This is a genomic window from Nocardiopsis sp. NPDC006139 (genome assembly GCF_040614155.1).
Classification (GTDB): domain Bacteria; phylum Actinomycetota; class Actinomycetes; order Streptosporangiales; family Streptosporangiaceae; genus Nocardiopsis; species Nocardiopsis changdeensis.
On the sequence record NZ_JBEXTT010000015.1, the window covers coordinates 61225 to 83165 of the forward strand.

The following is a 21941-nucleotide window of genomic DNA, read 5'->3' on the forward strand; positions in this document are numbered from 1 at the left end:
AGAAGCTCGATGCTGGCCTGCACCCATGCCTACGGTGTCCTCGACAAGATCAGTACCGACGTGCAGTGGTACGAGAACAAGATCGAGGAGATCAAGGGAAACCTCTCCACGGCACTCGCCAACTCCGCGGAACCCGACAACCTCACGATCGCACAGCAGATCATCGAGTCGTACAACCTCGAGGCCGACAAGGCATGGCGGGATCTGGAGACCCGGTGTGACGAGTCCCAGGAGATGCTGCGGGAGGGCCCCACGCCGGAGAACATCAGGGCACTCGCGGAGGGTGGGCATTTCGGCACCAACGAGAACATCGGTTTCTACACGACGGGGGACTTCGACTACTACCACGTGGACGAGGGGCAGGCCGGGCTCATCGCCACCCACCTCGGCCATGCGGTTCTGGACGGCAACGAAGTCAGCCTCGGACTGCTCGAGGACAATCCCGAGTACCTTGCGCTGATCTCCGCCGTGGTCGCACGCGGCCTGACCGCCCAGCAGAACGGCGAAAAGCTGCTGGACGGAGAGGTCGAGTTCCTGGAGACCCTCTTCGGCGACCTCGAGGAAATCGGCGGCGACGGCCAGGGCTTCCTCGGTTTCGTGGACCAGGTGAACAGCAGCGAGCACATCAGTGACTCACTGCGAGAGGACATCAACCGCCACCTGGCGAACTCGATGCTCGTCCTGTCCGATGAAGGCATCGGCGGCGGTGTGGCAAGGTTGCCCCAGGACGTGCGAGACGTCCTCAACGTTCCCGACTTCCCGGACGTCAACGAACTCCACCACGACTCCGAGCTCCCCGGTTTCATGGAGGCGCACAGTGGCTGGGGGCGTCCGTTCACAACACTGAGCACGTTCCTCGACAGCTCCGGACCCGGGGTCCAAGGCGGGACGGAGTTCTCCACAGCGCTCATGGGGACCGTCGCCGCCACGTTGGAGATCCCCTACTTCCCCGCGGGCGAGCCCGATGACGAGCACTTCCAGAACGTCATCAGGGTGGCCAGCAGGAACGATGAGGCCAACCACATCGTCCTCACCGGCGAGGACTTCGAGGGGAATCCCTACGAGCACTACGCGAGCCACGGGGACCTCAGCCCGGAGAAGTTCCTGGAGACCTTCTACACCTACAACTGGGAGGATGGCGGCGCGGCTGTCAGCGGCATCACCGACTGGATCGCCGAGGACGCGATGAACGGTGGCCCGGAGGAACAGGAGCGAGCCGGAAGGGCAGCGGCAGCGTTCATCGAGACGGTCACGAGCCCTGAACTCTTCGCGGCCTTCACCGGTGTGGAGAAAACCGAAGGCGGGGCGGACATCCCCATGGGAGAAGTGAATCCCGAAATCGCACTGAGCATGGCCGACCTGTTCCACTCCTACGTAGATGATTTCGGCGTGGGAACGCAGGATTCCGGGGGAGCCGAATTCCATACCAACGCCAGCCCGAACCAGTTCTCCTTCGCTCAAGACGGGAATGTCCTCCTCGTCGATGACATGAACCGGGTCAGGTTCATGGAGTTGGTCATGGGTGATTCCGAAGCCGCGTCCAACATGTACGCCTCCATCGAGGGCAGGAACGCCATCGTCCTCAACGACGCCTTGGAGAGTGGAGAGTTCTCCGAGGAGACCGTTCGCTCCGGAGGCCGGCTCTCCTACCTCTTCGATGCCGCTTTCGACAACTATGCCATGGGAAGATACGAGCGAGAAGAGGATGCATACCAGCAGGAGATCGACATCAAGAAAAGAGGATGGGGCGTTGTCATAGGATCTTTGGCCGGACCCATCCCCTACGCCGGTGGCCTGGTCGGCGATGGCGGAAAGGAAATCGCCAACCATTTGATCGAGAGCAACGCCGAGATGTATTCCAGCCTCTCGGAGATCAGGGAAAGGATATCCGAGGAGGACCTACCCCAATACAACCGAGACGTGCTTCACTTCGACATTCAGCTTCAACTCGTCAATAGCATGGTCGAAAACGGCGAGATCGATCCGTCGGAACTCCCCCCGGAGATCATAAATTCCGAAGGAAATGTAGCCCGGTCCTACGATGACACCGATTCCACGGGAAACACTCCCGCTTCACTCAACGATCTCGTCGCCAATGAAGTTCTCAGTGAGGAATCCGCGGAACTGGCCAGGGTGTACACAGAACAATTTGACGATGGCCACGGATCGTTCGGCGACCGAAACCTCCGAGCAGGCGATATCGGCGAGTACAGCACGCACATCAATCCTGAACGTCGAAACTGATATCACCGACCAGAACACGAGGACGAACCCGTAGAACCATGAGAACAGCCCGCGGATTCCTGCCCCTGCTGGGAGGTCTGGCCGGCTTCCTGCCCCTCCTCCTCCAAGCCGCCCTCACCTGGACCGGAACACCCCACGTGGCGGCTCCGCCGTACGTGCTCTACGGACCCCTGGTCCCCACGGTCCTGTTCGCGGTCGTCTGGTTCCGGGAGCTTCGGCCGGGAGATGACAAGGCGTCTCCGATGAGATCAGGTCTGCTCTGGGCAGTCCTGTGGAGTGCGGTCCTGATCGTGGCCGTCTGCCTCTCTGTACTGGGCGGATACGCACGGGCCTCACTCTTCCCAGGGGACTGGTACCGGATCACTCCGACCATGGTGGCCGCCGTCGTGTCCGCCGGGTTCCAGATGCTCCTCGCCACGGCCATGGTCCTGCTCTACCGTCGGGAAAGCGGTGTTCCCGACGGTAAGGCGATGACGCTCCTGGCCCCGGTGGCAGCCGTGGCTGTCCTGGCCGGGGTGGGTGCGGTGGCCCAAGACACGTTCCGATCTCTCGGGCCCTGGCCGGAGCACATGGTGGCGGCCACCGAGCCCGCACCCCCGGAGATCCCGGCCGAGGTCGAGGGGATTCCGCGTTCGTTGGACCTTCCGTTGGGAGAGGTTCGAGGACTGGAGGCGATCGCCCCCGGGGTGTTGTTCACACTCCCGGACGGGGTGATGGCGGTGGATCCGCTCACGGGTGCCGAACTGTGGCGCTACCGCTCTCCTGGAACGGACACGCGGACCCTGGTCGCTCCGGACGGAACCTCACTCGTCGTGGAGGAGTACCCCGACTCGACCGGTGACACCCGCCCCGAGACGATGCGGATCACCCTGGACGCGATGAGCGGCCGCGTCCTGCACCGTTCGCAGGACGACCAACGCCTTTTGGCCGACGAGATCGCCCCGGTGGAGTCCGACTCCCGGAGCGCGGAGCCATGGGAGGGCGAGAACGTCATCGTGCGGACCGGAGAGCAGATTCCGATGACGGTGTACGGGGCATCATCAGGGGCTCTGCTGTGGAGCTTCCAGGGGACACCGGACTGCGCCCCGGCCGAAGAGGCCCCTGTCCTCGACCTCGAGGTCACCCGGGAGCTGGTTCTCTCAGCACTGATGTGCCAGGGCGGGAACGTTCCGGTGGTGCACGCTTTCGATGCGGCCACCGGAGAACTGATGTGGACGCACGAGTCCGAGAACTCGAGTGGCCGCCTGGGGAGTAGCGCTCTCACGGTCTCCTCCGACGGCTCGTTGCTCTACCGCTACGACGGCCATTCCAAGATGTACTTCACCATTGACACCCGGACAGGAGAAGAGCGCGCCACCGGAACATGGCAGAACCCCTACCCGCGCGAAGGACAGCGGAAGTGGGACCTCTGGGGAGAGATGGTCGGGAACGGTGTGCTGTTGGGCTCGGAGCAGGCGCTGACTCTGACCACGGCCGATGGAGAACCGGCTCACACGCTGGAGCTGCCCACGGCGGACGGGCATCGACACCTTGCGACCACGGACCAGGAGCTCTACACCGTCGACTGGCCCGACAGCGGTGACCGAACGGTGGACCTGACGGTCAACCCCTGGGACGGTACGGCTCCGCACACGGTGGAGAACGTCCTCGGTCGTGAGCTGTCCGAGGAGGAGGGTGCGCGGGTGCGTGTGGTCCCGGGCGCCGTCATCGTCTACTCGGTCGAATCCGGAACGGTCAACGCTGCGGTGGCGGTGACCTGAGATGGCCGTGCGAGTCGGCATCGGTGTCGGACGGGCGTGAGCGGACCTCGGACCTGCCCGGAGCGGTGAGTCCCGACGGCCTGCACACAGGGCAGGTAGGAGAAACCGTGATGGGCTCTGCGAACCGATGTCGGAGGACAGCGGGGGTCCAGATGGCTCTCCGGCGCGGCGCCGCGAGAAATCGTCGGTGGTCCACCGGCTGTTCACCGTTCTCCAGCGGTGCGCAACCGCCTGGAGACCACGACAAACATCACGCGGGGCCATGTCGACGACTTCCTCGTCCTGCACGATGCACTGCTGAAACTTCGGACGGCAGAGGAAGGAGAGGAACAGGACATGGCCGTCTTCGATGGGGATTCCGGGGAGGGGTCCGGAACCACGGTTCCCATCGATGTCGACACCACGGGGATCCTCACTGTCGCGCAGGTCGATCTCGAGGTCGGGCCTTTGACCTTCCGAGCGGTACCAGGAGCAGTCCTGCCACGTGAACACCCTGCCTTCTCCGTGCCCAGGCCGGCGGGCTTCCGCTGGTCGGGAACGTGGGGCGAGATCGATCGTTCCTCCGGTGGAACGTCTCGAAGGAGCGGCGGTTTCCAAAGGTCGTCAGGTACGAGTGTCCCTTTCGATCCGGGCCAAGGCCTCGTCCCACACGTCCTTTCCCTCCACCCAGGTCCACAGCCAATGGCGCAGGGACGGCGCCGCGTAGCGCAGGCCGTCGTGGGGGCTCTGGCCCCGGTCCGGTTCCCAGCCATCGGCGTCCCAGAGGAGCACCGGGTGGTCGACCGCGATCAGGGAGACGTACCACTCCATGGTGCAGCCGCTGCAGATCAGGAAGAACCACGACGCCGGTGGTGCCCATCCCGGGCGCTGTTCCCGGATGGAGGTCGCGCAAGGCCACTCCCGCACGTGCCGGGACGGAACACCGCGCGGTGTCAATGAGGCGAGACCTCCCTCCGGCCCGAACCCTCCGTCACCGATCTCGGTGTACATGCGCCGGAGCAGCGCGGGCAGCCTGTACCCCAGCCTGCGTTCCGCCTGTTCGACCGCGGCCATCGTGAGAGGCGGAAAGGGTTCGTCCGGGAGGTGCCCGGGAGAAGGAATCGTGCCTCCCCTGCCCCACGCACATGCGTGCAGCCTCTCCAGGAGCTCCTCATCGTCCGCGGCGGTGTGATGGGGGGAGTCCGTCATGGGTCGGAACTGTAGTGAGGGGCGCGGCGGGACCGCGCTCCGGGGCGAGAGGCAGCGCAGGACCACAGGCGGGGCGGATCGCCCCCACCGGAGTGGGAATGGCCATAGGGGCCATGGCGGGGACGCGGCCAGGTGGTGGGCGGGGGCGCAGGCGGTACGGCTGCGCCTTCGGGGTCCCCGGGGGCTGTGCGGACACCGGGGACGGCACGGCAGCGGTGGGGGCTCCGGGCGCGGGTGTGGCCGGGCCGGCCCTCCGTCCGGGGCATGGGACCGGGGCGGTCGGACCTGACGGTGGAGGAGCTGGGACGGGCGCGGGGGCGGCTGGAGCAGTTCGGGTACCGGTTCTCGGGTGAGTAGGCGCGGGCGCCCCCTCCCGGACCCCACCCCCCCATAGACCGGTTGCCGGGCGGGTAGGGGGCGGGCCGGCCCCGGCGGGGTCCGCCGCCGGGGCCGGCGGCCCGCCCGGCCGTGGGGCGGCAGGACACGGCCGGGCGGGGGTCGGGGCGGGGTCAGGGCCAGTTCTTGTGGTCGATGTCCCAGTCGGTGTCGCACAGGCCGCAGTCGGCGCCGAGGAACTCGGCGCGGGCGGCGGCGTCGTCCTTGAGGTGCCAGCGCAGCCAGGCGGTGCCGACGCGGCCGTACTCGCCGCCGTTGGGTTCGGCGAAGGTGCCGTAGTGGCCGACGTCGAGGTGGCCGATGAAGGCGGGCAGCCCGGCGGGGAGCTTGGAGTAGTCGTCCAGGGCGTTGGGGTGGGCGATGTCGCTCGGGCCGCCGGTGAAGTAGGCGATCGGGGCGTGCAGGTCGTCGAGGAGGTCGTCGTCGCGGTCGGTCAGCAGGCCGCTGTTCCAGAGCACGGTGGTGGTGACGCGGGGGTCGTCGGCGACCTCGTAGGCCTCCAGGCCGCCGCAGGACTGGCCCATGACGGCGATGCGGTCGGTGTCGATGTGCCCGCGGTACTCGCTGAACAGGCGGGTGTTCTCGTCGACCGCCCAGTCGACGGCCTCCGTCAGCATCTCCGGGTCGGTGCTTCCGCTGCCGCCGGGGCGGCCGTTGGCGATGACGAGGAAGCCGTGGGAGGCGAACTCGGTGAGGATGTTCTCGAACCAGGTGCCGTCGGCGCGGCAGGCGCCGTTGCCCCACACGACGATGGGCAGGGGCTCGTCGTCGGGCAGGTCGACGGGGCGGTAGATCGTGTGGTCGCGCAGGCGCCAGGTGGTGGTGTACTCCGCGTCGTAGGGGCCGGTGCCGCCCGCGGCACCGGCGGTGTCGGCGGTGGCGGGCGCAGCGGGGGCGAGGGCGAGGACGGTGAGCACTCCCAGGAGCAGGGCGGTGGGGCGGGCCGATCGTCGTCGGTGCATGGGGGTTCCTCTGGGGGTGGAGTGACCTTCGTTCAGCGCGCTGCACCCGAATATCGGCCCCTGGTGAGGAGCCGTCAACGGGGTGTGACCGAGGACGGGTCGTTTCCCTGATCCGGCGGGCGGCGGCGTCCGCGGGGAGGCGGGGCGGGGCCGGTGGTCTCCCCGATGGGAAGGGTCGGCGGGAGGGGAACCGAGCGGGCACCGGAAGGATCGGAGTCCGGTGGAGGTGGCCGGATGGGCGGGCGTGGGCGGCGGAACGTGCGGAGGCGGCGGGCGGAGCACCGGGGGGCGCCGGGGGCGCCTCGGCCGGAGTCCTCCGGGCGGGTTCCGAGGGCTCCGGTCGGGTCGCCGGCCCGGCGGCTGGGGCTGGTGGCGGTGAGCGGCCTGCTCGCGTACTTCTTCCTCGCGGTGGGTGCGCAGTTCGGCGGTCACGAGGTGCGGGCGCTCGGGGCCGCCTACGGGTGGGCCGGGGAGGCCGGCCGGGTGACCGTGACCCACGAGGCCCAGGTGCGCCGGGAGATGCGGTGTTACGGGACCTTCGACCCCGGCGACGGCCCCGCGCGGGAGGGGGTGTGGCTCCACTCCTCGCACGGGTGCACGCCCGGCAGGGTCGTCGGCGCCCGTCTCGTGGACGGTGAGGAGACATGGGTGTCGACGACCCTGGAAGACCGGGCCTACGAGGTCGGGGCGCCCGGGGGTGTGTTCGGCTCGGTGCTGTTGCTGCTGGTCATCGGGCTGCTGTGTTTCGGCTTGGGCGGGCTGTCCGGGCTGGGGGCGGCGGCCGTGGGAGGCGGGCTCGCGCTGGAGGCGGTGCGCCGCCTCCGCGGGGGTCAGTCGAAGTGACAGCGGGGGTGGGGGACGCGCCGCCGGCGCGGGCGGCGGGCATGGGGCACCGCGACCGGGGCGGACGGGAGCGCCGGGGCGGGCGGCGGGGGCGGGGTGAGGAGGAGGTGTGCGCCGGTCGTGGTCAGGGACAGGGCGAGGAGGCCGGAGAGGATGCGTGCCATGGCCACAGCCTGACAAGCATCACTCTCCGGCGCGACACGATCACACGAAGAAGAGTGTCCGGTTTCGGACCCCGAATGCGCGTGTGGGGCCGGTCGTGCCCGGGTAGCCGGTTCTCCCGTCAGGGGGTCGGAGCGGACTCGTCCTTCGGGGCGCGGCGGGCCCAGTAGGTGGCCAGCGCCGAGCCGGACAGGTTGTGCCAGACGGAGAAGAGGGCGCCCGGCAGCGCGGCGAGCGGGGAGAAGTGGGCGGTGGCCAGGGCGACGGCCAGGCCGGAGTTCTGCATCCCGACCTCGACGCTGACGGCGCGGCGGGCGCTGTCGGGAAGGCGGCCGACGACGCCGACCAGGTAGCCCAGCCCCAGGCCCAGGCCGTTGTGCAGGACGACGGCGAGAGCCAGCAGCAGGCCGGTGCCCAGGACGGCGTCGGCGTTGGCGCCGACGATGCCCGCGACGACGACCACGATGCCGGTCACCGAGACGAGCGGCAGCGCCGGCAGCAGGCGTTCGACCAGGTTCGGGGCGGCCATGCGCAGCAGGAGGCCGGCGATGACCGGCCCCAGGACGATCTGCAGGATCGACAGGAACAGGTCGCCGGCGGCCACCGGCAGGGTGGACCCGGCCAGGCCCAGGACGAGCAGGGGTGTCAGGACGGGGGCGAGCATCGTGGAGATGGAGGTCATCGCCACCGACAGGGCGACGTCGCCGCGGGCCAGGTAGACGATCACGTTGGAGGCGGTGCCGCCCGGGGAGGCGCCGACCAGGATCATGCCGACGACGAGCAGCGGCGGCAGGCCGAGCAGGTGGGCGATGCCCCAGCCCAGGACGGGCATGACCGTGTACTGCGCCAGGACGCCGAGCAGGACGGCCCTGGGGTGGCGGACGACGATCGTGAAGTCGGCCGGGCGCATGGTCAGGCCCATTCCGAACATGATGATGCCGAGCAGCAGCGAGATGTACGGGGTGACGGGCGCGGTGGCCGCGGGCAGCAGGAGGCCGAGCACGGCTCCGCCCAGGACCAGGAGCGCGAACCACCGGCCGGTGAAGTCCGCGATGTTCTTGATGGTGTTCATCTGGTTATTGGGTGTGGAGACCCCGTCCTTCAGGACGAGAAGGACACACCCGCCTCCTCCTACAGCTCGTGTTCTCGTTCATGTTTTCGATGACTTCCCCGGTTTTCCTCACACCGAGGTGATCGGCTCGCTACAGTGCGGAGCATGACCAGGAGGACCGTGAAGCGGGCGTTCAAGTACCGCTTCCATCCCACCGGTGCGCAGGCGGCGGAGCTGTCGCGCACGTTCGGGTGCGTCCGCCTGGTCTACAACAAAGCCCTGGCCGCCCGTACCGAGGCCTGGGAGCAGCGCCAGGAGAGGGTCAACTACAACGCCACCTCGGCGATGCTCACCGGCTGGAAGAAGACCGACGACCTCGCCTTCCTGACAGAGGTGTCCTCGGTGCCGTTGCAGCAGACCCTGCGGCATTTGCAGCAGGGGTTCGCCAACTTCTTCGCCGGACGGGCGAAGTACCCGCGTTTCAAGTCGCGCAAGAAGTCCCGTGCCAGTGCGGAGTACACCTCCAGCGCGTTCCGCTACCGCGACGGCGGGCTCACGTTGGCGAAGATGTCCGAGCCGTTGGGCATCGTCTGGTCGCGTCCGCTCCCGGCGGGCGCGGTCCCGTCCACGGTCACGGTGTCCCGGGACGGTGCGGGGCGGTGGTTCGTGTCGCTGCTGTGCGAGGACACCGTCGAATCCTCCCCGGCGCCGAACGACGTCGTGGGTATCGACGCGGGGATCACGTCGCTGGTAGCCCTGTCCACGGGTGAGAAGGTCACCAACCCCCGGCACGAGCGGGCCGACCGGGCCCGGCTTGCCCGGGCGCAGCGGGCGCTGTCGCGCAAGCGGACGGGGTCGGCCAACCGGGCCAGGGCCCGCACCAGGGTCGCCCGGGTGCACGCCCGGATCGCCGACCGGCGCAAGGATTTCCTGCACAAGCTCACCACTCGTCTCGTCCGCGAAAACCAAGTGGTCGTGATCGAGGACCTGACCGTGCGCACCATGGTCAGGAACCGCAGCCTGGCCCGCGCCATCTCCGACGCCGCGTGGTCGGAGCTGCGGGCGATGCTGGAGTACAAGGCCGCCTGGTACGGGCGGGAGCTGGTCGTAGTGGACCGGTTCTTCCCCTCCACCCGGCTGTGCTCGGTGCCCGGGTGCGGGCACGTGCACGAGCGGCTGCCGCTGGATGTGCGGGAGTGGACCTGCCCCGAGTGCGGGAGCGTCCACGACCGCGATGTGAACGCGGCGAACAACCTCAGGGCCGCCGGGCTGGCGGCATCCGCCTGTGGAGCCGGTGTGAGACCTCAACGGGAGTCCTCCCGGACGGGGCGGTCGGTGTCGAAGCAGGAAGGCCGCGGGGCGACCCGCGACGGGGCGAACGCCCCGAACCACCGGTAGGTGGTTCCGCAATCCCCCTCTTTCAGGCGGGGGAGGAAGTCAACCGTGGCTTTCCCGAAGAGTTCCCCCCCGGGCGGTCACCGCCCTGTGGGGGTCGACGCCGCCCGGCCAGGGTAGTCCTTCCGCCTCGGCGCGGAAGCGGCCGGGTGTACGTCCGTGCCGTGCTCCCGGGGTGCGCCGCTCGGGAGGTCGGGCCCGGACTGGTCACTCCGCGTCCCCCGGGCGGGACGGGGTCGCGGCCGGGTCGGGGGCCAGGTCCCGCAAGAGGTCCTCGTCGACGGACTCCTCGTGGACGGCGCGCCCGTGCCGGGCCATGGCCTCGGCGAGCTCCGGGTCCCACGGGGTGGGGCCGGTGCCGGTGAGCGCAGGGAACGCGTCGTCGACGTGGGCGGTGTAGTCGGCTGCCGACATGCGCCACGGTGAGGCACCGTGGCGGTCGATCGCGTACCGGGCCATCGCCACCCCGGCGGCGTCGAAGTCACCGTAGTAGCGCAGTCGGCCCCCGCCCGCGCGGACCGCGGTGGCCAGGCGGTGGAAGGCCGCCGAGGGCCAGCCCTCGGTGCACAGCAGCGGGGCGCAGGCCGCACCGAGCCCGGCGGCGGCGCGGCGCAGGACAGCGGGATTCTCGCAGACGTGCACGACCGGGGCGGTCACGGTGATCGGCAGGGTGACGAGCTGGTGCAGCGTGACCTGGAAGGGGATGCCCCGGGCGGCGGCGTCGGTGAGCCACTCCCCCAGTCCGGCTCCGGCGGCGGGCAGGCCCAGGACCAGGACGCGGCTGGCCAGGTCGTCGCCGATGACGCCGTGTGCCTCCCACAGGGCGCGGGCAGCCTCGGCGGTGTCGGCCCGGGGCAGGCCGGTGCGTTCGGTGAGGGCGCCTAGGACGAGGGTGGCCAGCGGGGTGCGGTGTTCCAGGGCCTTGGTGTCCCCGGTGGTCGTGGCGGCCAGGGACGGCAGGGGCAGCGGCGGCGCCGTGTCGGTGCGGGGGGCGACGATCTCCAGGATCCGCACGGCCCGGCGCAGCCGGTCGGTGTCGCCCAGGTTCACGAGTTTGGTGACGGTGCCGTTGCCGCCGATGCGCTCCAGCCAGGTCCGGTACCAGGCGTCGGCGGTCAGGGGGCTGTCCCGGGCGGGGGCGAGGATGTCCTCGCGGAGCCGCCGCCGGGCCGACTCCTCGTCGCGGGGGCGGCGCAGGGGCGGGCCGAGGGTCTCCAGGAGCTCGATGAGCCCCTGGCCGGTGGACCGGCGCACGCAGGCGTCCAGGCGGTCCAGCTGCACGCTGATGCTCCGGGCGCCGGGCAGGTGGTCGCTGCCCAGGAGGCCGCTGACGGCCGCGCACTCGTCGTCGGTGGGGGCGGGGACGGTGGCCCTGCCGCCGAGCACGGCGTTGCGGCGTTCCAGGGTACGCCGGGCCGACTCCAGGAGGCGGGCGTACCCGGGGCGGCCCAGGGGGTGGGACGGCATGGGGCTCCTCGGGGTCAGACGGGGTCGAGGACGTCGGAGGCGTCGTCGGTGCCGACGGGGAGGGTGCCCTCGGTGGCCAGGGGGACGAACCGGCTCGGGGTGATGCCGAGCAGGTGGGAGGACAGGGCGTCGTTGCCGGAGAACCCGGCGTCGGCGTCGACGACCTGGGCGCCGTCCCACAGCATGAACATGGCGGAGACGGTGTGGGACGCCTTGTCGTGGTGCATGTCGTAGTGGGCGGCCATGGGGACGCTGTCGTAGTGCACCCACAGGTCGTGCCCGGTCATGAACACGTCGAGGTCGAAGGTGACGGTGAGCCCCATCAGCTCGGGCTTGTAGCGGTCGTCGATGCCGGCGAACGCCTCGTCCAGGGCGATCAGGCGCGGGCAGGTGGCGCGCGCGGAGGAGTACAGGGCGTTGGCGGCGGCGAACAGGGGCAGGTGGATGGCGGCGGACTTCTCGCCGCCGGACATCTCCTCGTGCTTGGCCTTGGTGAGGCGGACCTCGTCCTGGCCGGGGACGGCCTTGCGCAGTTCGAACCGGTACCACTCGCGGTAGTCCAGGACCGCGGCCAGGACCTGCTTGTAGGTGGCGCGCGGGTGGGCGGCGTGGTACTCGCGGATCAGGTCGCGCAGCAGGCCGCGCAGTTCGGTCAGGCCGTCCTGCCCCAGGCCGGCGGAGTCGCGGCGCAGCAGGTCGGCGACGGCGCGGCGGCGGTCGGTGAGGTGGTCGGCGCGGGTCCAGCGGATGCCGATCCGGGTGCCGGAGGTCATCGGCCGCGAGCGGGTGTCGGAGTCCATGCTGCGGACCAGGTCGCGGGCGGTGCGGACGCGTTCGTGGATCTGCTGGGCGACGGCGGAGAGGAGCTCGTCCTCCAGGACGCCGCGCTCCTCGCGGCGGAGCAGGGCGTCCTGCTCCTCGACGCGTTCGGCGACCAGGCTCGCGAAGGCCGGGAGGGGGTTGCGCCCGGCCTCGTCGTTGACGTGGACGACGACGAGGCCGCTGGGGTCGGCCTCGTGGTCCACCTGGTGGCCGTCGGCGGTGGCGGCGAGGGCGTCGGTGAACACCCGCAGCGCCTCGGACATGCGGGTGCCCGCGGTCTTGAGGGCGGACTCGGTGACGGGTGCGGTGCCGACGGTCGCGGTGAAGGCGTCCAGGGTGTCGGCCGCGCCCGGTGGCAGGACCGAGCGCAGGGCCTCGGCGGGGTCGGTGCCGCCGGTGACGGCGGCGGTCACCCGGTCGGCGGCCTCCTCGGCGCCGGGCCACAGGGCCGGGGCGGGCCAGGCGCGGTCGCCGTCGATGCCCAGCAGGGTCCGGGTGCCGGGGCGGGTGAGCGGGGCCAGTCCCGCGCAGTGCTCGAACACGGCCTCCAGGGCGAGCAGGAGGGAGGAGCGGCCGTTCTCGATCCCGGCCTCGGCACGGACGGCGTCCTCGCGGGCGGAGGTGGCGCGCCGGCGCAGGTCGGCGAGGACCGAGCGGGTGCGGGCGAGGTCCTCCTCGGTGCGGCGCAGCCGGTCGATGACCTCGCGGGCGGGGGCGTCGACGCTCTCCTGGCGGACCTGGAGCCGCGTGACGGTCTCGGCGTGCTCGGCGGCGCGCTCCTCGTGGGAGCGGGTGTCGGCGGTGTGGGCCCGGGTGAGGCGTTCGATGGTGGCGGTGCGCTCGGCGAGGTCGTGCTCGGCGCGGTCGACGTCGGCGCGGGTCTGGACCAGGGCGCGGTGGGCGGCGCGGAACGCCTCCAGGGCCGCGGCCACGGCGTCGAGGTCGGCGGGAGCGGTGGGCAGGGAGCGCTCGGCGGCGGCCGCGCGCAGCCGGGTGCGGTGGGCGTCGACGTCGGCGGTGGCGGAGTCCAGGCGCAGGCGGGCCCGGTCGAGGGCGGCGCGGGCCCCGGCGACGAGGGTGGCGTGGTGCTCGACGGTCTTGAGGGCGCGGGCGACGGGCGCGGTGTCGGGCAGGTCGGTGCGGGCCAGCGCGAACGCCTTGACCCGGTCGGCCGCGGCCGCCAGGCGCTCCTCCAGGTCGGAGAGTTCGGCGGTGAACGCCTGGATGCGGGCGTCGAGGTCGGCCAGGCGCTCGCGTCGGCGGGCGGCGCGGTTGGTGGCGCCGATGAACTCTGGGGCGGCCTTGGGTCCGGCGCCCGCCAGCACCCCGAGGGAGAAGTGGCCCGCGGTGCTGATGTGGGCGGCGGGGAGATCGGAGCTGCCCGGAGTGGTGGAGGCTCCCGGTGCCGCGGTGCCGCCAGAGGGGGTGGAGACCGCGGAGATCCCAGGTGCAGTGGTGCCGCCGGAGACCATGGGGATTCCAGAGGCCACGGGGTCGTCGGGGGCGTCCGCCAGGGCGACGGAGGCGAGGAGGCGGTCGATCACGTCCGCGGGGACGTGGTCCTGCTCCTCGGCGACCAGGACGTCGGCCAGGGTGGGGCCCGCGGGTGCGTCCTCCCGCGGGGTCGGGACCAGGTGGGCGTCGGCGGCGCGGCCGTCCAGGGCGGCGCGGGCGGCGTCCGGGTCGGGGTGGACCCAGGCGGTGAGCAGCCCGGCGGCGTCCAGGGCGCCCTCGATCCCGGCGGCGCGGGCCGGGTCCAGGCCGTCGGCGAACCGGACCAGCCGCCACAGCGGGGCGCCCGGCCGCCCCTCCCGCGGGGCGGTCCGCGCCCGGTCGGCGGGCGGGGCGTCGTCGCGCTCGGCGGCGACCTCGGCGCGTTCGGCGCGCGCCGCCGCCAGGTCGGCGGTGATCCGCTCGCGGTCGGCGGCCAGGCGGTGCTCGTGGCGGATCGCGTCGGTGCGCGCGGGGTCGGTGAGGTCGGTGAAGACCTCCGGGAGGGTGGGCGCGCCGGGCTGGCCGCAGGTGTCCAGGGCGGCGTCGAGCGCGGGCAGGGACGCCCGGTCGCAGACCGCGCCCGGCCCCCGGGCCCAGCGGCCGGACCAGGCCGCGAGCGCGTCGGCGACGTCGGCGCGGGCGGCCTCCAGGCCGGCCTCGGCGCCGGCGCAGGCCTCCTCGGCCTCCGTCAGGGCGGTCAGGGCGCGGGCGGCGTCGGCGTCGGCGCGGGCGCGCTCGGCCTCGACCCGGTGCAGGTCGGCCAGGTGCGCGCGGACCCCGTCGAGGTCGGCGGCGCGGGCGGCGGCCCGGGCCCGGGCGGTCTCGGGGTCGGTGTCGGCGGGGCCCTCGCCGTCGCCGGTGATCCCGGCCAGGTCGGCGGACTCCTCCAGTTCGGCGAGCAGGTCGGCGATGGCGGACCGCCGCTGCTCCAGGTGCCGGGCGACCCCCTCGGCCTCCTCGCGCAGGCGGGCGATCTCCTCGCCCTGGCGGTGCAGGCGGCGCTCGGTCTCGGCGAGTTCGCGGCCGCGGTCGTCGCTGTGCCGCAGCTCGACCTCCAGGGCCCGGGCGTCGCGCAGCGCCTCGCTCTCGGACAGGCCCCGGCGGACCGCGTCCAGCCCGGCGGCCTCCTCGTCGGCCCGGGCGACCTCCGCGGCCAGGCGCTCCCCCTCGGCGGTGGCGTCGGCCAGCGCGGCGGTGTGCCCGGCGAGGGCGGAGATGTACTCCTGGGCCCGGGCCAGGGAGGCGGCGACGCCGGAGGTCCGGTGGCGGGCGTGGGCGGTGAGGTAGGCGGTGTAGGAGGCGGTGAAGGCCCCGACGGCGGCGTGGGCGGCGGTGGCGTCGTCGAACCGGCGCTGGACCGCGGACAGGTTGGCGAAGTCGCGGGCGGCCTGGTCGATGAGCTCCTCGTCCACGGGGCTGAGCCCGGCGGTGAGGGTGTCGGAGACCTTCTCGGGGTCCAGGTCCTTGGCCAGCAGCGGGCGGCGCAGGGCCAGCAGCAGGTCGAGGAGCTGGATGTAGCGGTCTCCCAGGCCGAACAGGCGGGCGTCGACCGCGGCCCGGTAGTCGGCCGCGGAGGTGTGGTGGGCGCCCTCGCCCAGGGCCGCCTTGAGCTGGCGCTCGGTGAGGGGGCGGTTGTCGGTGGCCAGCAGGCCGAAGTCGACGCCCAGGCGCTTGTCGGTGACGAAGAAGGAGGTGGCGACGCCGTCGCGGTGCTGCTGGGCGCGCAGGCCGATGACGAGGGTGACGGTCTCGGGCCGGGGCCCCTCGCCCGGGCGGGCGAACTCCATCCACACGAACCCGTACTCGGCGTCCTGCCCCCGGTAGAGGAGGTTGGACTTCATGGTGCGGTTCTGGCCGCTGAAGGGGTCCAGGCGGCGCGGGTCGGTGTGGCCGTCCAGGATGAACGGGAACAGCACCTCCAGGGCCTTGGTCTTGCCGGAACCGTTGTGGCCGCGCAGGACCAGGCGCCCGTCGGCGAAGGTGAACTCCTCGTCGACGTAGTCCCAGACGTTGATCACCCCGGCCCGGGTGGGCTTGAAGCGGGCGGCGGACATCAGGTTCCTTCCGGTTCGAGGCCCAGGGGCAGCATGCCGGTGTCGGGGCGCTGGGGCAGCGCGCCCTGGATGTTGCGGTAGCGCAGGGCGGCGGGCAGGACGAGGACGCCGCCGGGGACGGGGCGCAGCAGGGACAGGTCGGTGAGCAGCTCGAGGGCGGCGTCGAGCAGACCGCGGGGATCGCGCTGCCAGGCGGCGGTGAAGGAGGCGGCGCCGAACTCGGCGAACAGGTCCTCGACCATCGCCTCCAGGCGGCCCTGCTCGATCAGCGGCGCGGTCGCGGGCTCGGGGGCCGCGGCGGCGGTGGCGGGAGGGGTCCAGGCCAGGGCGCCGACGACGCCCTCGCGCGGCAGGGCGGAGTCGATGCGGGCGACGAGGTCGGCGTGGGCGTCCGGGGCCGCGGGCAGCGGCAGGTGGGTGAGAGCGGCCCGGGCGGTCTCCATGCGGTCGGCGATCTTGGCCAGCAGGAGTCCGGCGGTGCGGTTGACGGCGCTGCCGCGCCCGGGGAAGGGGCGGTCGGTGAACAGCCCCCCGGAGTCGGCGAGCAGGACGCCCTCGGCACGGCGCTCGACGGTCAGGCCGGTGAGGCGGGCGACCTCCTCGGCGACGCCGGGGGTGCGCAGGGCGTCGGCGACGTCGGGGGTGACGTCGGCGTAGTGGACGACGGGGTGTTCGACGAGGAGCCGGCGGGCACGGCGGGCGGTCTGCTCGCGGGTGGGCTCGTCGGGGTGGTGGACGAGCAGGCCGGTGACGCCGGTGACGTGCTGGACGGGGCGCACGGGGCGGAACAGCACCTCGCACACCTCGTGGTCGATGTCGAAGAGGGCGTCGGCCTGGCCGTGGCCGCCGGCCCACGCCTCCAGGGAGCCGTCGGAGACGTGCAGGGCTCCGTGGTCGACCAGCCAGGAGCAGACGTCGACGAGGGCGGCCTTGTGGGTGCCGTCGGTGGGGTCGTAGCCCAGGCCGTCGACGGCGTTGGCGGAGGGGGTGAAGTGGCGGATGAGGTCGGCGAGGCTCACCTCGACCTGGGAGCGCTGGAAGGAGGCGAGCAGCAGGCAGAGGTAGGCCAGGCGGCGCCGGTCGAAGGGGCGGCCGGCGCGCGCGAAGACCTGGCGCTGGGTGGGGTCCAGGGTGTCGGGGGCGCGGACCAGGCGGACGTGTTCGGTGGTGGCGATGAGGGTGTGGCCGAACAGCTCGCGCAGGTCCTCGGACAGCTCGTCGGCCCAGCGCAGGACGTTGGCGAGCACGCCGGGGCGGGGCCGGTCGCGGGTGATGATGTCGCAGGTCAGGACACGGCGCATCGCCTGCTGGTAGGCCCCCAGGTCGGCGGGGTCGATCCGCTGCGCGGGGCGGCGCCGGCGGCTCATCGCCCCTCCCCCGGGCAGGCGGCCGGGCCGGGTGCGACGGGGCGGGGCGGGCGGCTCATCGGGCGGCTCCACGGGCGCGGGGGGCCAGCTCCAGGCGCATGCCGGGCAGGTGGAGCAGGCCACGGGTGGTGCGGACGGTGCTGCCGGTGTCGCTGGGGACCAGCCGGACCAGGGTGCCCTCGTCGGTGCCGGTGGCCGAGGACAGCCGCCCGGCGACGACGGCGCGCGACTCCAGGGCCCGGGTGATCAGGCGCAGCAGTACGCGGGTGTCGACCTCGTCCAGGACCCGGTCGTGGGCCCCCTCCTCGGCCAGGCGGGCGGCGGCCTGGCGGTCGGCGGAGCGGTCGGCCGCCTGGCGGCGGCGCAGCTCGGCGCGGGCGTTCGGGTTGCGGCGCACCGGCTTGGGCACCCCGGCGGTGGGCGCCTTGCCGCTGCGGAACAGCGTCACCGACACCTCCACTCCGGGGGCGTCCCACCAGGTGGCGTTCGGGGAGATCTGCTCGTCGTCCTCGTGGGCGACGCCCAGGTGGCGGGCGGAGCGGACGTTGAACGCGGCGCCCATGAGGGCGTGCGCGGCCCCCTCGTCGGGGGTGTCGAAGACCCACTGCGCCAGGTGGCGCAGCTGGGTGGCCCGGTTGACCCCGCCGCGCCGGGCCTCGGTGAGCTGGCGCAGCAGCGCGATGACCCCGGAGGTCGCAGAGCGGGTGGCGGCGTGCAGTTCGGCGGCGCGGGTGGGCGCGCCGCCCTCGGTGGTGAACCAGCCGCGCAGCGCCGACCAGCGCCGGCGCCAGTCGTCGAGGCGCTCGTCGCGGTCCATGAAGAGCCGCTCGTCGGTGTCGGCGGCGCGGGCCAGCAGCGTGGTCAGGCCGGTGTCCTCCACCTCGCGCACCGCGCGCTCCAGGCGGGGCTGGTGGCGGTCGAGCTCGGCCATGAACTCGGTCATGTGGACCAGCAGGGCGTTCTTGTACCTGAGGAAGGTGTCCGGGGAGGCGTCGGTGGAGCGCAGGATCTCGCCCAGGGTGACGTGGAACTGGGCGGAGCGGCGGCCCATGTCCTCCATCACGGTGTCCAGGCGCGACAGCCGGCGGTAGACGTGCTCGGCGCGGCCGGTGCGGTTGGCGTCGGCCAGGGCGCGCAGGTCCTCCAGGACGTCGGAGAAGACCAGGCGGGACAGGTTGACGTCCTCGCTGCGGGCGCCCAGAACGCCCTCGACCGCCCGGTAGGCGCGGTAGCCGAGCTCGCTGAACTGGTAGACGGACTGGCGGTTGCGGTAGCGGGCGAGGTTCCCGGCCCGGGAGGCGTCGTCGAAGCGGTGGACGACCCGGTCGGCGTACAGCTCGTCGAGGCGGTAGCGCAGGTCGGCGGTGTCCAGGGCGGGCACCCCGTCGTGGGCGGCGGCCAGCTCGCGCAGGGTGGCGGCCAGGTCCTCGGCGCCGGCCTGCACCCGGTGGACCTCGCGCAGCCGGTCCAGGGCGCGCAGGATCCACAGGTAGGTGACGTGGTCGTCGCGGCGGGTGAAGTTGAACAGCTGGAAGCGGTCGCTGATCGTGAGCGCGTCCAGGTCGAGAGCGCTGCGCTCGGCCACCCGTGGTTCCCCGTTCCCCTGTGTGCTGCCGGTACGTCGCGGCCGCGCGGCGGCGGCCCTCCCCCGCGGCCGCCCGTCTCCCCCGTCCGGCCATCGGGCACTGGCCATTATCGCAGCGCGCGACGACGGTCCGTCCCGGAACGGCGACGCCTGTGGACGGCGGTACCGGAAGCGGCGCGCACGCGGGCGGGGCGGGAGCGGACCGCGGCCCGGGGGCGAACGGCACGGTGACCGGCCGTACCCGAACGGACGGTGCGGGCGGGCGGGGCCGGGGCGGATCACGGCACGGAGGCGGGCGGCCGCGGGGCGAAAACCCGTTGCCGGGCGGTTCGGGGGCGTGGCAGCCTGCCGGGAGGCGCGCGGGCCGGGCCGGGCGCCTGGACCTGTCGCCGACCCCGGTGGAGTACGGCCGTGGGCCACATCGATGTCAACCGGGTGTCCCACACCCTGCCGGACGGGCGGGTGCTGCTGGACGAGGTGTCCTTCCGGGTCGGCGAGGGCTCGGTCACGGCCCTGATCGGGGCGAACGGCGCGGGCAAGAGCACCCTGCTGCGGATCGTCCGCGGAGCGGAGCGCCCGCAGTCGGGGGCGGTCACCCTGGACGGCGCCCTGGCGGTGATGGACCAGTTCGTCGGGCACGTGCGCGACGAGACCACGGTGCACGAGCTGCTGGTGTCGGTGTCGCCGCCCGCGGTGCGCGAAGCGCACGCCGACCTGGAGGCGGCCGAGGCCGCGATGATGGTCGACGACGGCGAGAAGACCCAGATGCGCTACGCCGGGGCGATCGCCCGGTACGGGGACGCCGGCGGCTACGAGGCCGAGGTGGTGTGGGACCAGTGCTGCACGGCGGCGCTGGGCGTGCCCTACGAGCGGTGCCGGTGGCGCGAGGTGCGCACCCTGTCGGGCGGCGAGCAGAAGCGGCTGGTGCTGGAGGCCCTGCTGCGGGGCCCGGCCCCCCTGCTGCTGCTGGACGAGCCCGACAACTACCTGGACGTGCCGGGCAAGCGCTGGCTGGAGGAGGCGCTGCTCGCCACCCCCAAGACGGTGCTGCTGGTGTCCCACGACCGCGAGCTGCTGAGCCGGGTGCCGGACCGGATCGTCACCCTGGAGCTGGGGGCGGCCGGGAACACGGCGTGGACGCACGCCGGCGCGTTCGGCACCTACCACGAGGCGCGGCGGGAGCGGTTCGCGCGCCTGGACGAGCTGCGCAGGCGGTGGGACGAGGAGCACGCCAAGCTCAAGGCCCTGGTGTCGATGTACAAGCAGAAGGCGGCGTACAACTCCGACATGGCGTCGCGGTACCAGTCGGCGCAGACCCGGCTGCGCCGGTTCGAGGAGGCGGGGCCGCCGGAGAAGCTGCCCCGGGACCAGAGCCTGCGGATGCGGCTGCGCGGCGGGCGCACCGGCAAGCGCGCCCTGGTGTGCGGCGGCCTGGAGCTGACCGGGCTGATGCGCCCGTTCGACCTGGAGGTCCACTACGGGGAGCGGGTCGCGGTCCTGGGGTCCAACGGTTCGGGCAAGTCGCACTTCCTGCGGCTGCTGGCCGGGGGAGGCTCGGACCCCGAGGGGACGCCGCTGTCGGAGGAGGAGCGGGCCAGGGTGGCGCCGGTGCCGCATGAGGGCCGGGCCCGGCTGGGGGCGCGGGTGCTGCCGGGGTGGTTCGCGCAGACGCACGAGCACCCGGAGTTCGCCGGCCGGACGCTGCTGGACATCCTGCACCGGGGCGAGGGCTCCCGGAAGGGGGTGCCGCGCGACGAGGCGGGCCGGGCGCTGGACCGCTACGAGCTGGCGCGGGCGGCGGAGCAGACCTTCGACACGCTGTCGGGCGGACAGCAGGCGCGGTTCCAGATCCTGCTGCTGGAGCTGTCGGGGGCGACGATGCTGCTGCTGGACGAGCCGACCGACAACCTGGACGTGGTGTCGGCGGAGGCGTTGGAGGCGGCGCTGGACGCCTACGAGGGGACGATCCTGGCGGTGACGCACGACCGGTGGTTCGCCCGGGGGTTCGACCGTTTCCTGGTGTTCGGCGCGGACGGGAACGTGTACGAGTCGGACGAGCCGGTGTGGGACGAGGGCCGCGTGCAGCGCGCCAGGTGAGGGCGCCGGGCCGGGGCGCGGCCGCCGGGGGCGGTCAGCCGACGGGGAGGGAGAGGTCGACGAGGGCGGAGCACTCGGCGAGGCAGCCGCCGACGGAGAGCTCGCCGCCCGGCAGGGCGTCGGGGAAGTGGAAGACGGCGTGGGTGGCGGTCCCCGCGGTGAGTTCGCGGCGGCCCGCGGCGTCCTCGGCGCGCTGCCCGGTGCCGTCGGCGGCGCGGTAGACGGCGCCGTCCAAATCCAGGGACACGGCGTCGACGGCGGCGAACTCCACCGTCACCACCAGGGTGTGGTCGACGACGGACCGGTAGGCGGTGACCAGGGTCGCGCCGACGCCCTGGGAGTCGGCGGTGGCGCCGTCGCCGACGATGAGGGAGGGGCCCGGGTCGGAGCCGTTGATGTGCAGCCCCGTCACCAGCCCGTCCCGGCCGGTGAAGTCGGTGTACTCGCCGCAGTCGGGGTCGTTGCCCTCGACCGGGCACAGCCGGGCGCCGTCGGCGGTGGGGGTGAGCCCGGCGGCCTCGGGCGCCCGGCCGCCGTCGGCGCGGGCGCGGGCGACGGAGGCGGCGTGCAGGAGCAGGTCGTGGGCGGCGGAGTCGTCCGCCGCCAGGTTGAGCCCCTCGCGCATGCGGTCGGGGTCGTCGGTGGCGGCCAGTGCCTCCAGGTAGCCGGTGACGGCCTCCTTCGGCGGTTCGCCCTCGGGCCGGTCGCCGGGCCCGTCGGATGCGCCGGATGCGCCGGACCCGGAGGGTTCCGCGGTGGCCTGGGCCGGGCCGCCCGACGGGGACGGGTCCGCGGGGGACGGTGCGGCCGGCGCCGGTCCCGGAGCCGGGCTCGGAATGGGGGCCGGGCCCGGGGCGGACGGGGCACCGGTGGCCTGCGGCGCCTCCCCGCCGGCCGGGGAGGCCGTCCCCGGACCGCCGCAGCCGGCGAGGAGGACGGCCAGGGCCAGCGCACAGCTCCTCGTCACGACCATGTCCCCGCCCCTCCCCGCCGGTGGCCTGCGGGGATCGTACGGTCGTAGTCAGCAAAAAGGGGGTTTCGTCCCGGCAAGGTT

13 protein-coding genes are annotated in these 21941 nt (G+C 72.8%); 5 read left to right on the plus strand and 8 right to left on the minus strand.

Annotation, left to right across the window (positions count from 1 at the left end; translation table 11 throughout):
- Positions 1-9: 9 nt before the first annotated feature.
- Positions 10-2244 carry a hypothetical protein gene (locus ABZ249_RS20305; RefSeq protein WP_355265126.1) on the plus strand — a complete coding sequence of 745 codons (2235 nt, stop codon included), beginning with the start codon at positions 10-12 and terminating at the stop codon, positions 2242-2244.
- 38 nt (positions 2245-2282) lie between these two features.
- Complete coding sequence (locus tag ABZ249_RS20310; protein WP_355265129.1) at positions 2283-4004, plus strand: PQQ-binding-like beta-propeller repeat protein; 1722 nt, start codon at positions 2283-2285, stop codon at positions 4002-4004.
- A 603-nt stretch (positions 4005-4607) separates the two neighbouring features.
- Here the strand turns inward: ABZ249_RS20310 and ABZ249_RS20315 are convergent.
- Positions 4608-5057: a hypothetical protein gene (locus ABZ249_RS20315; protein ID WP_355265132.1), complete on the minus strand. Its 450-nt coding sequence runs from the start codon at positions 5055-5057 to the stop codon at positions 4608-4610.
- Positions 5058-5701: 644 nt separating this feature from the next.
- Positions 5702-6550 carry an alpha/beta hydrolase gene (locus ABZ249_RS20320; protein WP_355265135.1) on the minus strand — a complete coding sequence of 283 codons (849 nt, stop codon included), beginning with the start codon at positions 6548-6550 and terminating at the stop codon, positions 5702-5704.
- 375 nt (positions 6551-6925) lie between these two features.
- Here ABZ249_RS20320 and ABZ249_RS20325 point away from each other — a divergent pair, with 375 nt between their 5' ends.
- Positions 6926-7393 carry a hypothetical protein gene (locus ABZ249_RS20325; protein WP_355265138.1) on the plus strand — a complete coding sequence of 156 codons (468 nt, stop codon included), beginning with the start codon at positions 6926-6928 and terminating at the stop codon, positions 7391-7393.
- 283 nt (positions 7394-7676) lie between these two features.
- Here the strand turns inward: ABZ249_RS20325 and ABZ249_RS20330 are convergent, their stop codons facing one another.
- Entirely contained in the window at positions 7677-8627 is a 951-nt protein-coding gene (locus ABZ249_RS20330; protein ID WP_355265141.1) for a bile acid:sodium symporter family protein, read from the minus strand.
- A 144-nt stretch (positions 8628-8771) separates the two neighbouring features.
- Between ABZ249_RS20330 and ABZ249_RS20335 the strand changes: the two genes are divergently transcribed.
- Entirely contained in the window at positions 8772-10004 is a 1233-nt protein-coding gene (locus ABZ249_RS20335; protein WP_355265144.1) for an RNA-guided endonuclease TnpB family protein, read from the plus strand.
- A gap of 204 nt (positions 10005-10208) precedes the next feature.
- Here the strand turns inward: ABZ249_RS20335 and ABZ249_RS20340 are convergent, their stop codons facing one another.
- From ABZ249_RS20340 to ABZ249_RS20355, 4 genes are read right to left on the minus strand one after another with little or no spacing between them, the layout of a single operon-like run.
- Positions 10209-11468: a TIGR02679 family protein gene (locus ABZ249_RS20340; protein WP_355265147.1), complete on the minus strand. Its 1260-nt coding sequence runs from the start codon at positions 11466-11468 to the stop codon at positions 10209-10211.
- Between the two features lie 14 nt (positions 11469-11482).
- A complete protein-coding gene (locus ABZ249_RS20345) occupies positions 11483-15838 on the minus strand; it encodes an SbcC/MukB-like Walker B domain-containing protein (RefSeq protein ID WP_355265150.1) in 4356 nt (1451 codons plus the stop codon).
- Positions 15838-17205: a DUF2398 family protein gene (locus tag ABZ249_RS20350; RefSeq protein ID WP_355265153.1), complete on the minus strand. Its 1368-nt coding sequence runs from the start codon at positions 17203-17205 to the stop codon at positions 15838-15840. Before ABZ249_RS20350 ends, ABZ249_RS20345 begins: the two co-directional genes overlap by 1 nt.
- 55 nt (positions 17206-17260) lie before the next feature.
- Positions 17261-18790: a TIGR02677 family protein gene (locus tag ABZ249_RS20355; RefSeq protein ID WP_355265156.1), complete on the minus strand. Its 1530-nt coding sequence runs from the start codon at positions 18788-18790 to the stop codon at positions 17261-17263.
- 411 nt (positions 18791-19201) lie between these two features.
- Between ABZ249_RS20355 and ABZ249_RS20360 the strand changes: the two genes are divergently transcribed.
- Positions 19202-20887, plus strand: a complete 1686-nt coding sequence (locus tag ABZ249_RS20360) for an ATP-binding cassette domain-containing protein (RefSeq protein ID WP_355265159.1) — start codon at positions 19202-19204, stop codon at positions 20885-20887.
- 34 nt (positions 20888-20921) lie between these two features.
- On the opposite strand, the gene ABZ249_RS20365 is transcribed toward ABZ249_RS20360, so the two are convergent.
- Positions 20922-21860 (minus strand): hypothetical protein, encoded by a 939-nt coding sequence (locus ABZ249_RS20365; RefSeq protein WP_355265162.1) that lies wholly within the window; start codon positions 21858-21860, stop codon positions 20922-20924.
- Positions 21861-21941: the final 81 nt, after the last annotated feature.